We start from the raw sequence: 14,439 nt of genomic DNA, 5'->3' as shown, positions 1-14,439 counted from the left end.
GCCCTGCGTAGTAAAATCAATTTGTTATAAAGAACTATTTAGTCTATGAATCGAAATATAACTAAATTAAAAATAAACTTATGAGCTCAGAAAACAGAACTTCAGTACCTAATTCATTAAATGAACATTGGATGCCATTTACATCTAATAAAGATTTCAAAGCAAACCCAAGACTAATCACTGCAGCAAAAGGGGTTTATCTAACTACTCACCACGGAAAAACACAAATAGATGCTAGCTCAGGTTTATTTTGCAATCCACTTGGTCATGGAAGAAGAGAAATTACAGAAGCTGTTACTAAACAATTAGAAACATTAGACTACGCTCAACCATTTCAACAAGGTTTTGGAGGATCATTTGAATTAGCAACAAGAATTGCAAAACATACTCCAGGTGATTTAAATAAAATGTTTTACACTATTTGTGGATCAACAGCTGTAGAAACTGCACTTAAAATTGCTATAGCTTATCATAGAGCCAAAGGTCATGCAGAAAGATATAGATTTGTTGGTCGTGAACGTGGTTATCATGGAATGAATATTGGCTGTATATCAGTTGGTGGAATGGTGAATAACGTTAAAGCATTTGCAAGTGTTTTAATGCCAGGTGTTCAGCACATCAGACACACTCATTTACCCGAACATAAATTTGTAAGTGGCCAACCAGAAACTGGAGATTACTTAGCAAACGATCTAGAATCAATTTGTGCAAACTTTGGTGGTGAAAATATTGCTGCTTGTATTGTTGAGCCAATTGCCGGGTCAACTGGAACACTGGTTCCACCAAAAGGATATTTACAAAAGCTTAGAGAAATTTGTGACAATCATGGAATACTTTTAATTTTTGATGAAGTAATAACAGGTTGGGGAAGAACTGGTTCTAAATTTGGTGCTGATGAATTTGGAGTAACACCTGATATTATGACAATGGCTAAAGCTACAACAAATGGTGTAGTGCCTATGGGTGTTGTTGCATGTAATGATTTTATTTATGATGCAGTAATGGATGCATCACCAAAAGGTGCTGTTGAATTATTTCATGGTTATACATACTCAGGAATTCCTGTAGCTGTTGCTGCTGCATTAGCAGTTCAGGATATTTTTGAAAAAGATGATATTTTTAATAGAGCAAAAAATTTAGCTCCTTATTTCCAAAAAGGATTATTTTCTCTTCAAGATCTAGAGTCTGTGGATAATATTAGAGGTTATGGAATGATGGGTGGAATTGACATGAAGCTAAACACAAAACCTGGTAAAGCTGGATTAGAATGCTTTAAAGCCTGTTATGAAGCTGGTGTTAATTTTAAAGCTACAGGAGATTGTTTGATTATAGCTCCTCAATTCATTTGTGAAGAAAAACACATAGATGAAATTATTGATAAGTTAAGAACTGGTATTACCAACTATCAAAAAAATCAAAAAAACTAAAAACTTTATTTAATTAAAGTATTTGCAAAAAGGGAAAGCAAGTTATGAAAATAGGCGTACCTAAAGAAATCAAACCTCAAGAACATCGTATTGGACTAACTCCCGATAGTGTTAAAACTTTAATATCAGAAGGTCATGAAGTTTTAGTTGAAAACAATGGTGGATTTGAAGCTGGTTTTGAAAATGAGCAATACACAAGTGTTGGTGCTAGAATCATTCATAAAGCTGAAGATATTTTTAATGATGCGGATATTATTGTTAAAGTAAAAGAGCCTCAATCAGTTGAAGTTAAGATGATTAGAGAAAATCAGATTGTCTATACTTATTTACACTTAGCAGCAGCTAAAGAATTAACTGAAGGACTAATTAAGTCTAAAGGCATTTGTATAGCTTATGAAACGGTGACAGATGATAATGGAAGATTGCCATTACTTGCACCGATGAGTGCAGTTGCTGGTCGTATGTCAGTTCAAGCTGGTGCACATTGTTTGGAAAAAAATCAAAACGGTAGAGGTCTTTTATTGGGTGGTGCTCCTGGAGTTGAAGGAGGAACTGTTGTTATTTTAGGTGGTGGTGTTGTTGGAGAAAATGCTGCAGTGATAGCAACTGGAATGGGCGCTAAAGTTCATATTGTTGATAAATCTGAAGCAAGATTAAAACAACTTGTTAAAATGTTTGGTGATAAAATTATACCAGAACAAAGTGATAAGATTGATTTAGATAAATTAGTTGCTGAAGCTGATCTTTTAATTGGGGGTGTTTTAATTCCTGGTGCAGAAGCACCAAAATTAATTACTAAACCAATGTTAAAATTAATGAAAAGAGGATCTGTAATTGTTGATGTTGCAATCGACCAGGGGGGCTGTGTTGAAACAAGCAAACCAACAACTCATGGTGATCCAACTTATATAATAGATGATGTTGTTCATTACTGTGTAGCTAATATGCCAGGTGGAGTTCCAAGAACTTCAACTATAGCATTGAACAACGCAACACTTCCATATTTAGTTAAACTTGCAAATAAAGGTTACAAAAAAGCTTTAGGTGAAGATAAAAATTTTATAGCTGGATTAAACGTGCATAAGGGCATGGTGACCTATAAAGCTGTTGCAGATGTATTTGGTCATGAATTTGTTGCACCAGAAAAAGCAATAACAAGCTAAGATAATTTGTGGATAAAAAACTTCCAAGCAATGCAAAAGTTATTGTAATTGGAGGAGGTATCGCAGGCTGTTCAGTTGCTTATCACCTTGCAAAATACGGTTGGAAAGATACGGTATTATTAGAAAGAGATCAGTTAACTTCAGGAACTACTTGGCATGCAGCAGGTCTCGTTGGTCAACTAGGGGCATCATCCACCATTACACGTCTTAGAAAATACTCTTTAAATCTTTATAAAGAATTAGAAAAAAAAACTGGATTATCAACTGGATTAAAACAAAATGGAGCAATCACAGTTGCAAGTACACCTGAAAGATTGCAAGAATTATTAAGACAAGCAACAGCAGCACAATTATTTGATGTTAATGTTGAGAGCGTTACTAAACAAAGAATAAAAGAACTCTATCCTGTTATAAATGATGCTGATATTTTAGGTGGAGTTTATATGCCAGAAGATGGTCAGGCAGATCCTGTAGGGGTCACCAATGTATTAGCTAAAGCTGCAAAGATGGAAGGAGCTCAGATATTTGAGAAAACTCCTGTTGAAAAAATATTAGTTAAAGATAAAAAAATTGTTGGTGTTCAAACTAAATTTGGCAAAATTGATTGTGAATATGTCGTAATTGCAACCGGGATGTGGTCTAGACAAATTGGAGAAGATATTGGTGTAAGTATTCCATTATATCCTAATGAACACTTTTACATAATCACAGAACCATTAGATAAATTACCTAAAAACTTGCCAGTTTTAAGAGACTATAATTCCTGTCTTTATTTAAAAGAAGATGCAGGGAAAATGTTAGTTGGAATATTTGAACCTAACGCAAAACCTGCCTTTAAAGACAAGGGAGTTGTTCCAGAAGACTTTTCATTTGGAGAGTTTCCAGATGATTTTGATCACTTTGAACCTTATTTGGAAAAATCATTTAAAAGATTACCCATGTTAGAAACTGCTGGAATTAGAAAATTTTTTTCAGGACCTGAATCTTTTACACCGGATACTCAATATCTTTTAGGAGAAACTCCAGAAGTGAATAATCTTTTTACTTGTTGTGGATTTAATAGCATCGGTATAGCAAGTTCTGGGGGTGCGGGCAGAGTTACTGCTGAATGGATGATTAATGGATACATGAATGAAGATTTATTTTCACTTGATATTAAAAGATTTCAAAAATTTCATTCATCTAAAAAATTTATTATGGAAAGGGTTACAGAAACTCTTGGTGATTTATATGGAATGCACTGGCCTTACAAACAGCATATCACCTCAAGGAATCAAAGACTATTACCTTATCATGAAGAGTTAAAAAAAGAAGGAGCATGCTTTGGTGTATCTGGTGAATACGAAAGACCTATGTGGTATGCAAAAAATAATGAAAAAGCAGAATACAAATACAGTTTTGATTACCAGAATTGGTATCCTTCTGTTCAATTTGAAACAAAAAATACAATTACCAATGTTGGCTTATATGAACTCTCTCCGTTTTCAAAATATGAAATAAAAGGAGAGCAAGCATACAGTGAATTACAAAGAATATGCACTGCTAACATTAAAAATGAAATAGGTAGATCAACTTACACGCAGATGTTGAATGAGGCTGGAGGAATTGAAACAGACTTAACGGTCATTTGTATTGATAAAAATTATTTTAGAATAATAAGTTCAGCTGCAACAAAAACTCATGATAAAGCACATATTTTAAAACATTTATTACCAAATTTAGAATTTAAAGATATTACTAATGACCTTGCATGTTTAGGAGTTTTTGGACCCAAAAGTAGAAACTTAATTTCAAAAATTTCAAATGATGATTTTAGCAATGAAACACTCAAATTTGGTTATGGGAAATTCATAACTCTTGGGTCAAAAAAAGTTTGGGCACAAAGATTATCTTATGTAGGGGAACTAGGATTTGAACTTTATATTGAAAATAAAGATGCTAAAGAAATTTATCAAATAATTGTTGAAGAGGGAAAAAATCATGACTTATCTCACTGTGGTTCACATGCAATGGATACCATGAGAATGGAAAGTGGTTTTTTACATTGGGGTCATGACATTTCACCAGAAGAAAATCAGTATGAGGCAGGATTAAATTTTGCAATTAGTTATAAAAAAGAAACGGACTTTATTGGCAAAGAAAGCTTATTAAAAATAAAAGATAAAAAACAGAATAGAAGATTTATTATACTGTCTCTTAAAGATAGTAAGCCAGGCACACCATTATTATTACATGAAGAACCAATTTATGTTGGGGATAAGATTATCGGAAGAACAACATCAGGGAATTATTCTTTTAATTATAAAAAAAATCTATCTTTTGGATATGTAAGTTCAGTACATTCAAATGAAGAACTTTCAAAAATGGACCTATATATTGAGGTCGCTAAACAAAAATTCCCAGTAATAGTAGAAATCGTTCCACTAAAAGACAAACAAGCTAGATTATTATAATTTTAGTTGCTGAGTTAAATAATTGATGGTTAAATAATGTTATGCAAAAAACTTATTTTCATAACCAAAAACATATCAATGAAAAAAAAGTCAAAAAAAAAATTATTCCATTACAATATAATGGTAAAAAGAGAATTGTAGACATCAATATATTATTGAATCGAGTACGAGTAGATAAAATAAAGGAAACTAAAAGAAAAATTATTTTTTACAGCTCATCAATTTTATCACTAGGTTTTTTTTCAATTTTTATAATGTTTATAAAATAACCCTATTAAGCAAAATAAAAATTATTATTGTTCACTACAATAATCTAAATGGCCAGTCATTCAGTTAGAGGAAATAAATTTTTTTAAATTTTTAGAATGTATATGTAGATTAACTATAGGGATTAGACAGTTATTAGTTTTTTTATATGGTTTGTTATTAATCCATTTAATTTCCCATTCAGATATATTTAAATTTGAGTCTTTATTTATAAAATTTATTTCTACTTTTTTTTTAAATAATTTTTTTAACCCTTTTACAAAGCTCATTATAGTTCTAGCTTTGTTTCGAGGATCAATGCCATCCAAAAACTGCCCTATACTTGCTGCATCAAATATATATTTGAAACCATTTCTATAATTATCATTATCACCTATGGGCAAACACAAAGAGTTATTTATTTTTTTTTCGATGTAGTGAAGGATAACCATATCATTTTCATTTATATATTCACTTGCTATAGATGATATTTTTTTACTTATTTCTTTATCTTTAATATAAATAATTGATCCAATTACTCTAATATCGCTATCTCTAACACATGCAAAATCATAACTTTGTAATACGGGCATAACATTTTCTAAATCTTGATATAGCAGTACATCGGTCTCAATATGTATTATGTCCTTTAGATCATGCATTTGCAAATAATCATCAATAACGTAAAGTCTTTCTGTTGAAAATCTCCAAAAGAAATTTCTAAATTTTTTTTTAATTAATTTACTGTTTTGAATAAAATGAGAGTGATTTTTACTCATAGGAATATTTTCTACATCTGTGGTCAAACAATTATGGTTTGTGTAGTCTGAAGAACTGCTCTTGATTAAATGAATAGTATAATTTTTTTGCGTAAAGGTAATTTGTTTAATGCAATCATCTAAGTATTTAGGTACTACGCCAAGTGCTACAATTATTAGGTCCATTTCTTCAATTAATATTACAATATTAGACAAACTTAAATTGTTAATTATTTTTTATTCTGTTGGTGAAAAAGTTTTACAAATTATGCACAAGATATAAAGATATTAAAAGCTTTGGGTGTTGATGCATATTCGCTGTATATCTATTATTAAAATTCAGAAAAACTTGATTGCACTAAAAATAAAATCTATTATAAATCAACAATAATTAAGTGGCGGGGTAGCTCAGTCGGTTAGAGCGCAGGACTCATAAGCCTGAGGTCAGTGGTTCGATTCCACTTCCCGCTACCATTAAGATATAAGTTTTCTTAAATAATTAGAATATTCACAATTTCCATAAAACTTAATAGCCTTTAACATTTCTTTTTTCCCAATCCATTTATTCAGATAAGCAATCTCTTCAATACAGGCAATTTTAAAACCCTGTCTATTTTCAATAGCAGACACAAATAAAGAAGTCTTATAAAAATCTTCAATAGATCCTGTGTCTAGCCAAGCTCCACCTCTACCCAATTGCTCAGCTTTAAGCTTGCTTGTAGATAAATATTTTTTTAAAAGATCCGTTATTTCTAATTCACCTCGTTTAGAAGGTCTTAATTGTTTTGCATATTTTACAACTTTATTATCAAAAAAATACAAACCAGTTATAGCAAAATCAGATATGAATTTTTTTGGTTTTTCTTTAATAGAGGTTATTTTTTTTAAATTATTTATTTTAGCAACACCAAATAATTCTGGATTTGGAACTTTGTGCAATATAACTTTAGCTCCTTCATTTAATTTAGAGCAATTAAGAAGCATTTTAGAAAGGTTTTGCCCATAAAAAAAATTATCGCCAAGTATTAAAGCAACATTATCCTTACCTATAAAATCTTTTCCAAGAATAAAAGCATCTGGCAAACCTTTAGGACTTTCTTGCTCTAAATAGCTTATGTTAACGCCTAAGTTATTACCATTTGGAATTATTTTTTTATATTGATCTAATTGACCTTTGTTTACAATAATAAGTATATCTTTAATTTTAGCCAATAATAAAATTGAAAGAGGGTAGAAAATTAAAGGTTTATCGTAAATGGGTAACAACTGTTTATTAACAGCCTTAGTTAGTGGACTCATTCTAGTTCCCATTCCACCAGCTAAAATTATCCCTTTTTTAATCATTATAATTTTCCTATTCTTTTAACTATATCTTTTGTTGAAATAGATTTGTAGTAGTTGTTATTATTAAGATACCATAAAAAAGTTTTTTCTAAACCATTTTTAAAGTTTACTTTTGTTTTCCATTTTAAATTTTTCAATATTTTTTTGCTATCAAGAGCGTACCTAATATCATGACCTGGTCGATCTTTAATAAATTTAATTTTAACATTTGTGCCAATTAAATTATATTTTTTTGCAATTTTTATTAATGCTTTACAAATTTCAAGATTGTTCAAATTTTTATTTGAACCAATATTATAAAATTCACCAATTTTTCCTTTTTGTAAAACTTTTATCAAAGCTTCACAATGATCATGAACATATATCCATTCTCTTGAATTTTTCCCATTGCCATAAATGGGCAAATTTTTATTATTCAAGATATTGTAAATTAACTTTGGGATAAGTTTTTCAGGATGTTGTTTTGGGCCATAATTATTTGAACAATTTGTAACTATTGCTGGAATCCCGTATGTTCTAACGTATGAACTAACAAGATGATCGGATGCGGCTTTACTGGCTGCATAGGGTGAACTTGGCTTATAGGGAAAATTTTCATGAGACCTTCCTTTTAATATATCACCATATACCTCATCAGTAGAAATATGAATTAACCTAACTTTCTTATTTGACTTCGAATATTTTTTGAAAATTTCAAGTAAATTAAAAACACCCACGATATTACTGTTAATAAAACCTTCAGGACTATCAATGGACCGATCCACATGAGTTTCTGCTGCTAAATTAAAAATACCTGCAGGTTTATATTTAAAAATAATTTTATTAAGTTTATTTTTGTTATTTAGGTCACATTTAATAAATTTATAGTTTGATTTTTTTAGGTACTCCTTTGTATTGTAAAAATTAGATGAGTACGTAACTTTGTCTAAATTTATAACTTTAAATTTTTTATGAATTAATAGTTCAATTAGATTGCTACCTATAAAGCCAAGACCACCAGTAACTATTATTTTCTGCATGATTTTATTTATAATAATCGATATAATAAGTATATAATAATTTACTTCAATAATGACATTAAGCTTAAATAACCTAACATTTATTATCGTTACATTTAAAAGTGAGCACATCATTCATGAATGTATCGAGTCTTTACCAAAAGATTCTAATATAATTATTATTGAAAATTCAAATAATCAAGAATTAAAAAAACAACTTGAAGAAAAATATTCAAAAATTAATGTTGTTGTTCAAGATAATAGTGGCATGGGAGCTGCAAATAATAAAGGAATTAAATTATGTAAAACAGATTATGCCTTTGTCATCAATCCTGATGTTAAGTTTCATAAAGATACTATTCAAGAATTGATTGCTTTGTCATTAAAATATAATGATTATTCAATTTTGGCACCAATTTCTGATGATATTAAATATCCAAATTATAAGATTATAAATAAAAAAATAGAAAATGATGACACTGATTTTTTAAGCGTAGACTCTGTTGATGGATATGCAATGTTAATAAACAAAAATAAATTTAATGATAATATTTATTTTGATGAGAATTTTTTTTTATATTTAGAAAATGACGATTTATGTCTTAGAAAAAAAACAGAAAATAATAAAATATATGTTGCAAAAAAAGCAAAAATTCATCATTTAGGAGGTAAGTCTCACTCAACTATCCATGAAAAAGAAATTGAATTTTTAAGAAATTGGCATTGGATGTGGTCAAAATTTTATTTTAACAAAAAACATTATGGTTATCCAAAGGCTCTATTGAAAAGTCTACCCACGTTGATCACTTCTATAATTAAATTTTTTTATTACTTTTTAATATGTAATAAATTTAAAAGAAAAATTTATATAATGCGTTTTTTAGGATTAATTAATTCGATGTTTGGTAAAAAATCTTGGTATAGGCCACAAATTTAAAATATTAATGACCAGGAAAATCTATTAAGCTTTCTATTTTATATCCACTTTTTTTTAACTTATCTACACCACCTAAGTCAAAAAGATTTATTGCAAAAATAAATGCTGCAATTTTAGCATTCGACATTTCAACAAGTTTAGCTGCAGCTTCAGCTGTTCCACCTGTTGCTATTAAATCATCTATAATCAAAACTGAGTCGTCTTTATCAATTGAATCTTTGTGTACTTCAATAGTTGCTGTTCCATACTCTAATTCAAAATCAACTGAATGAGTTTCAGCTGGAAGTTTGTTCTTTTTTCTAAACATAATAAAAGGTTTTTTAAGTAGATAAGAAACTGCTGAAGCAAATACAAATCCTCTTGATTCAATTGCAGCAATTTTATCTATTTTGTAATTTTTGGTTCTTTCAATTATTTGATTAATACATTCTTCAAATGCATCTGCATTCTTTATTAGAGTTGTAATATCCCTAAATAGAATACCTTTTTTTGGATAATCTGGGATTGATCTAATATAATCTTTTAAATTCATAATAGTTAATTATAAAAGTATAAATAAATAAATTTTTGATTATGACAACAAATAAATTAGCAATTATTGGTGGTAGCGGCCTTTATGATGTTGAAGAATTTAAAGATCGTGAATTACTTGATATAAATACTTTTTGGGGAAAACCATCAGATAAAATTTTAAAGACAAATTATAACAATAAAGAAGTTTATTTTTTACCAAGACATGGAAGGGGCCATTTTGTTTCTCCATCTAATATAAACTTTAGAGCAAACATAGATGCACTAAAACAACTAGGTGTTACAGATATAGTTTCGGTATCAGCTGTAGGCTCTCTTAAAGAGGATTTACCACCAGGAAAATTTGTTATTGTAGATCAATTTATTGATAGAACTTTTGCAAGAACAAAAACTTTTTTTGATGATGAAATTGTTGCTCATGTTTCAATGGCACACCCAACTTCTAATGGTTTGATGAATGCTTGTGAAGATGCAATTAAAAAATCTAATATAGATTATCAAAGAAATGGAACTTATGTGGTTATGGAAGGACCTCAATTTTCAACATTAGCTGAGTCTAATTTATATAGATCGTGGAATGCTGATGTTATTGGAATGACAAATATGCCTGAAGCAAAACTCGCAAGAGAAGCTGAGATTAAGTATGCGTCTGTATCAATGGTTACAGATTTTGATTGTTGGCATCCCGACCATGAAAATGTTGATGTTCAACAGGTTATCAAAGTTCTTTTAGGCAACGCTGAAAAAGCAAAAAAAATGATTAAGAACTTAATTGATAATTTTGAAGATCATATTGACCCTAATGATCCAACAAATAATTGTTTAGATGTAGCAATTATTACAGCACCTGAAAAAAGAACTAAAAAAACAATAGATAAACTTAAGACAGTAGCTGGTAGAGCTCTATCTAAATGAAAATTCAAAATAAAGAATATAGAACTATTTGGTATGAAAAAAATGTTGTCAAAATAATTGATCAAACAAAACTTCCACATCAGTTTATTATTAAAGATTTAAAAACAGTTAAAGATTCAATTAATGCCATTAAAGTAATGGAAGTAAGAGGCGCACCTTTAATTGGAGGAACAGCTGCCTATGGAATGGTACTGGCAGTTCAGGAAAATAATGATCCTGATTTTATTAAGAAAAGTTCTGAAGAGTTAATTGAGTCAAGACCTACTGCTATAAATCTAAAGTGGGCTGTAGATCGTATGATGAAAAAATTATCAGGTATTAATAGTGATCAAATTTTAGATATTGCTTTAAATGAAGCTAAAGAAATTTGTGATGAGGATGAAAAATTTTGTGAAAATATTGGACTTAATGGATTAAAAATAATTGAGGAAATTTACAACAAAACAAAAAAAACAATTAATATTTTAACTCATTGCAATGCAGGTTGGTTAGCAACTATCAATTGGGGAACAGCGACTTCCCCTATTTATCATGCTCATCAAAAGGGTATTCCAGTCCATGTTTGGGTTGATGAAACAAGACCTAGAAACCAAGGTGCAAATTTAACTTCATATGAATTAAATGAAGAAAATATTCCAAATACAATTATTGCAGATAATACAGGCGGAATTTTAATGCAAAGAGGTGATGTTGATATGTGTATTGTTGGAACAGACAGAACCTTATCTAATGGAGATGTTTGTAATAAGATAGGCACTTACCTTAAAGCTTTGGCCGCTCATGATAATAATGTCCCATTTTATGTGGCGTTACCAAGTTCGACTATTGATTGGAAAATTAAAGAGGGAAAAGATATCCCAATTGAAGAAAGAAATTCAGAAGAGTTATCTCATATTGAAGGTATGGATGAAAATAATAAAATTAAAAAAATTTTAATTTATCCAAAAAAAAGCAAAGCAATGAATCTTGCTTTTGATGTTACACCATCAAAATATGTAACAGGATTAATAACTGAAAAAGGAATTTGTGAAGCATCAAGTGATGCATTAAAGAAAATGTTTAAATAATGAAAATTTTAAGGTCTGAAGTTATTAAGTACGCTAAAATGCTGAATAGTAGAAAGCTTTCAGCTTTAAGATCTGGAAATATATCCGCAAGATTTCAAGACGGTTTTTTAATAACACCCTCAGGAACTAAATACTCTTCGTTGAAAAATAAAGATATAGTTTTTGTTTCCTTTAAAGGTAAATTTGATGAAAAAAAAGGAATACCATCCTCTGAATGGAGATTTCATCAGGATATTTACTTGAGTAAAAAAGAAGCTAAAGCAATTGTTCATGCACACTCAAACTACGCAACAGCAATCTCTACTCATGGAAAAGGTATTCCAGCATTTCATTATATGATAGCAATGGCAGGTGGTAACGATATTAAATGTGCAAAATATGCAACTTATGGAACAAGAGAGTTATCTAAAAATATTCTTAAAGCATTAAGACAAAGAAATGCTTGCTTAATAGGCAATCACGGACAGATTGCATTTTCTGAAAATTTATCAAAAGCATTTGAGTTAGCTGAAGAGGTTGAAAATCTTTCGAACCAGTATATAAAAGCCCTAAAAATTGGTAAGCCTAAAATTTTATCATCAAAAGAAATGAGTAAAGTTTTAAGTAAAGCAAAAAATTATAAGAGGGGATAATTTTTTATGACTAAAGTAGGTGAACACGTAACTTTAGATATTATTGGAACAACTCAAGAATATGACCCATCATTATTTGAGAGTGTTATACGTAAAATTGCAAAAGCAGCAGAAGTAACAGTTCTTGAAATTTCTAAATATAAATTTGAACCACAGGGTTTTACAATACTTGCACTATTAGCTGAAAGTCATATTAGCTTTCATACATTCCCTGAAAAAGGAATTATTAGTTTTGATTTTTTTACATGTGGAAAAGTAAGTCCATCTATAGCTTTAGAAATTGTTAAAAAAGAATTCAAACATAAAAGAATTGTTAAAAAAGAATTTAATAGAGATACTAAATCCTTATATCATGACATCTATAGCTCACCAGGTTTACAAAAATCTTATGTTGTAAATGAAGTCTTAGAAGATTTTAAATCTAAAGTAGGTCAACATATAGAAATTTTAGATTTAGAACAATTTGGTAAATCACTTTTTATAGATAATGAAATTCAAGTCGCAACAAATGATGAAGTTTTGTACAGTTCAACTTTTGTGAATGCTGCTTTAAAATTAAATAAAGACATGGGCACAGCTGCTATCATTGGCGGTGGAGATGGTGGGGTTGCAAGAGAGTGCATGTCTAAAGGTTTTGATTTTATAGACTGGTATGAGCTTGATCCAGAAGTAGTTGAAGTTTGCAATAAACACCTTGGAACCATTGGTAATAAATCAACAGAAAAAAATTCAGTTAAATGTATTTGGGGAGATGCTTTTGAAAGTATAAAATCTGTTGAAGATGATAAATATGATAAAATTTTTGTTGATCTTAATGACGATCAGTTTTGCATAGATCTTGCAGCTAAAAATATGGATTCGCTAATTAGAATTTTAAAGCCAAATGGAGTAATTACCGCTCAAGTGGGTAGTCAAGATAAGAAACCAGAACAAGTAGAGAAATGGCTAGATGTATTCAATAAGAATTTTGGAAATACAACTTTGGATAGGGTTTACATCCCAAGTTTCGACTGTTCTTGGAACTTTTCATCATCTATTAATCACTAAAAATTTCTTTTTAAATTAGCAAATTTGTGAAATAAATATCCCTAAGGGGGGATTTTCACCCTAAAATTTATGGAGAAAAAAATGAGTATATTTAAAAAAACAATTTTAACTGTTCTTGCTTCTTTATTATTAATCGGAAATGTTTACGCCGATAAAATAAAGATTGGAACAGAAGGCGCTTACCCACCATGGAACTCTAAGGACGCTTCAGGTGCTCTTATTGGTTTTGAGGTAGAGTTAGCTCATTCACTTTGTAGATACATTGGAAGACAATGTGAAGTTGTTGAGCAAGATTGGGATGGAATGATACCAGCTCTTCAAATGAGAAAATTTGATGCAATTATGGCTGGAATGTCAATTACAGATGAAAGAAAAAAAGTAATTACTTTCTCTCAAGGTTATGCTGACGAAGTTGCTTCACTTGCTGTTATGAAAGGTTCAGATTTAGAGGGAATGGAAACTCTAGACGGAGTGAATCTAACATTGGGTGGTTCAGCTGTTAATAAAGCACTTAAAACTATTACTGGAGCTTTATCTGGTAAAACTGTTTGTACTCAAACAGGAACTATTCACCAAAACTTTTTAGAGTCTGGTGATGTAGGTAAAGTAAATGTTAGAACTTACAAAACTCAAGATGAAGTTAATCTAGACTTAGAAGCAGGAAGATGTGATGTTGCTTTAGCTGCAGCAGTAGCATTTACTGATTATGCTGAAAAATCTGGAAAATCAGTTGTTCTTGTTGGACCAACTTTTTCAGGTGGCGCATTCGGGAATGGTGTTGGAGTTGGCTTAAGACAAGGAGACGCTGAACTTTTAAAAGCTTTTAACAAAGCCATTGATCAAGCAAGAAAAGATGGAGTTATTTCTAGACTTGCAATCAAGTATTTTGGCTTTGACGCTTCTATGTAAATAATATTTTGA

14 protein-coding genes and 1 tRNA gene are annotated in these 14,439 nt (G+C 30.0%); 11 read left to right on the top strand and 4 right to left on the bottom strand.

Annotation, left to right across the window (positions count from 1 at the left end):
• Window positions 1-80: 80 nt before the first annotated feature.
• Genes ABXT55_RS04415 through ABXT55_RS04400 form a run of 4 tightly spaced genes read left to right on the top strand, consistent with a single transcriptional unit; the run spans window position 81 to window position 5,312 of the window.
• A complete protein-coding gene (locus ABXT55_RS04415) occupies window positions 81-1,427 on the top strand; it encodes an aminotransferase class III-fold pyridoxal phosphate-dependent enzyme (protein ID WP_415284102.1) in 1,347 nt (448 codons plus the stop codon).
• Between the two features lie 44 nt (window positions 1,428-1,471).
• Entirely contained in the window at window positions 1,472-2,590 is a 1,119-nt protein-coding gene (gene ald / locus ABXT55_RS04410) for an alanine dehydrogenase (RefSeq protein WP_415284101.1), read from the top strand.
• 8 nt (window positions 2,591-2,598) lie between these two features.
• A complete protein-coding gene (locus tag ABXT55_RS04405) occupies window positions 2,599-5,043 on the top strand; it encodes a GcvT family protein (RefSeq protein WP_415284100.1) in 2,445 nt (814 codons plus the stop codon).
• 41 nt (window positions 5,044-5,084) lie between these two features.
• Window positions 5,085-5,312 carry a hypothetical protein gene (locus tag ABXT55_RS04400; RefSeq protein WP_415284099.1) on the top strand — a complete coding sequence of 76 codons (228 nt, stop codon included), beginning with the start codon at window positions 5,085-5,087 and terminating at the stop codon, window positions 5,310-5,312.
• Window positions 5,313-5,372: 60 nt separating this feature from the next.
• Here ABXT55_RS04400 and ABXT55_RS04395 read toward each other — a convergent pair whose 3' ends face one another.
• Entirely contained in the window at window positions 5,373-6,263 is an 891-nt protein-coding gene (locus tag ABXT55_RS04395) for a hypothetical protein (protein ID WP_415284098.1), read from the bottom strand.
• A gap of 181 nt (window positions 6,264-6,444) precedes the next feature.
• Between ABXT55_RS04395 and ABXT55_RS04390 the strand changes: the two genes are divergently transcribed.
• Window positions 6,445-6,521, top strand: a tRNA-Met gene (locus tag ABXT55_RS04390).
• On the opposite strand, the gene ABXT55_RS04385 is transcribed toward ABXT55_RS04390, so the two are convergent.
• Window positions 6,522-7,391 (bottom strand): sugar nucleotidyltransferase, encoded by an 870-nt coding sequence (locus tag ABXT55_RS04385; protein ID WP_415284097.1) that lies wholly within the window; start codon window positions 7,389-7,391, stop codon window positions 6,522-6,524.
• The gene (gene rfbB, locus ABXT55_RS04380; RefSeq protein ID WP_415284096.1) at window positions 7,391-8,410 is read right to left on the bottom strand and encodes a dTDP-glucose 4,6-dehydratase; all 1,020 of its coding nucleotides are present in this window, start codon (window positions 8,408-8,410) and stop codon (window positions 7,391-7,393) included. Before rfbB ends, ABXT55_RS04385 begins: the two co-directional genes overlap by 1 nt.
• Before the next feature lie 52 nt (window positions 8,411-8,462).
• On the opposite strand from rfbB, the gene ABXT55_RS04375 reads away from it, so the two are divergent.
• Complete coding sequence (locus ABXT55_RS04375; RefSeq protein ID WP_415284095.1) at window positions 8,463-9,326, top strand: glycosyltransferase family 2 protein; 864 nt, start codon at window positions 8,463-8,465, stop codon at window positions 9,324-9,326.
• A 4-nt stretch (window positions 9,327-9,330) separates the two neighbouring features.
• Here the strand turns inward: ABXT55_RS04375 and ABXT55_RS04370 are convergent, their stop codons facing one another.
• On the bottom strand, window positions 9,331-9,858 hold the full coding sequence (locus ABXT55_RS04370; protein WP_415284094.1) for an adenine phosphoribosyltransferase: 528 nt from the start codon (window positions 9,856-9,858) through the stop codon (window positions 9,331-9,333).
• A gap of 41 nt (window positions 9,859-9,899) precedes the next feature.
• On the opposite strand from ABXT55_RS04370, the gene ABXT55_RS04365 reads away from it, so the two are divergent.
• From ABXT55_RS04365 to ABXT55_RS04345, 5 genes are all read left to right on the top strand, one after another.
• Window positions 9,900-10,772, top strand: a complete 873-nt coding sequence (locus ABXT55_RS04365; RefSeq protein WP_415284093.1) for an S-methyl-5'-thioadenosine phosphorylase — start codon at window positions 9,900-9,902, stop codon at window positions 10,770-10,772.
• The gene (mtnA, locus tag ABXT55_RS04360) at window positions 10,769-11,839 is read left to right on the top strand and encodes an S-methyl-5-thioribose-1-phosphate isomerase (protein WP_415284092.1); all 1,071 of its coding nucleotides are present in this window, start codon (window positions 10,769-10,771) and stop codon (window positions 11,837-11,839) included. The genes ABXT55_RS04365 and mtnA overlap by 4 nt, the downstream gene beginning before the upstream one ends.
• Window positions 11,839-12,471 carry a class II aldolase/adducin family protein gene (locus ABXT55_RS04355; RefSeq protein WP_415284091.1) on the top strand — a complete coding sequence of 211 codons (633 nt, stop codon included), beginning with the start codon at window positions 11,839-11,841 and terminating at the stop codon, window positions 12,469-12,471. The genes mtnA and ABXT55_RS04355 overlap by 1 nt, the downstream gene beginning before the upstream one ends.
• A 6-nt stretch (window positions 12,472-12,477) precedes the next feature.
• Window positions 12,478-13,518: an adenosylmethionine decarboxylase gene (gene speD / locus ABXT55_RS04350; protein WP_415284090.1), complete on the top strand. Its 1,041-nt coding sequence runs from the start codon at window positions 12,478-12,480 to the stop codon at window positions 13,516-13,518.
• A gap of 81 nt (window positions 13,519-13,599) precedes the next feature.
• Window positions 13,600-14,427, top strand: a complete 828-nt coding sequence (locus tag ABXT55_RS04345) for a transporter substrate-binding domain-containing protein (RefSeq protein ID WP_415284089.1) — start codon at window positions 13,600-13,602, stop codon at window positions 14,425-14,427.
• Window positions 14,428-14,439 lie beyond the last annotated feature (12 nt).

Origin of the sequence: Candidatus Pelagibacter sp. Uisw_130 (genome assembly GCF_047722505.1) — a bacterium.
Taxonomy (GTDB): domain Bacteria; phylum Pseudomonadota; class Alphaproteobacteria; order Pelagibacterales; family Pelagibacteraceae; genus Pelagibacter.
Note: the sequence above shows the minus strand (reverse complement) of the source record. Positions and strands in the feature narration are given on the sequence as shown.

Coding starts and splice junctions, on each gene's coding strand:
- ABXT55_RS04415 (WP_415284102.1), top strand. CDS start 81: ATGAGCTCAGAAAACAGAACTTCAGTACCTAATTCATTAAATGAACAT.
- ald (WP_415284101.1), top strand. CDS start 1,472: ATGAAAATAGGCGTACCTAAAGAAATCAAACCTCAAGAACATCGTATT.
- ABXT55_RS04365 (WP_415284093.1), top strand. CDS start 9,900: ATGACAACAAATAAATTAGCAATTATTGGTGGTAGCGGCCTTTATGAT.
- ABXT55_RS04370 (WP_415284094.1), bottom strand. CDS start 9,858: ATGAATTTAAAAGATTATATTAGATCAATCCCAGATTATCCAAAAAAA.
- ABXT55_RS04345 (WP_415284089.1), top strand. CDS start 13,600: ATGAGTATATTTAAAAAAACAATTTTAACTGTTCTTGCTTCTTTATTA.
- ABXT55_RS04355 (WP_415284091.1), top strand. CDS start 11,839: ATGAAAATTTTAAGGTCTGAAGTTATTAAGTACGCTAAAATGCTGAAT.
- speD (WP_415284090.1), top strand. CDS start 12,478: ATGACTAAAGTAGGTGAACACGTAACTTTAGATATTATTGGAACAACT.
- mtnA (WP_415284092.1), top strand. CDS start 10,769: ATGAAAATTCAAAATAAAGAATATAGAACTATTTGGTATGAAAAAAAT.
- ABXT55_RS04400 (WP_415284099.1), top strand. CDS start 5,085: ATGCAAAAAACTTATTTTCATAACCAAAAACATATCAATGAAAAAAAA.
- rfbB (WP_415284096.1), bottom strand. CDS start 8,410: ATGCAGAAAATAATAGTTACTGGTGGTCTTGGCTTTATAGGTAGCAAT.
- ABXT55_RS04385 (WP_415284097.1), bottom strand. CDS start 7,391: ATGATTAAAAAAGGGATAATTTTAGCTGGTGGAATGGGAACTAGAATG.
- ABXT55_RS04375 (WP_415284095.1), top strand. CDS start 8,463: ATGACATTAAGCTTAAATAACCTAACATTTATTATCGTTACATTTAAA.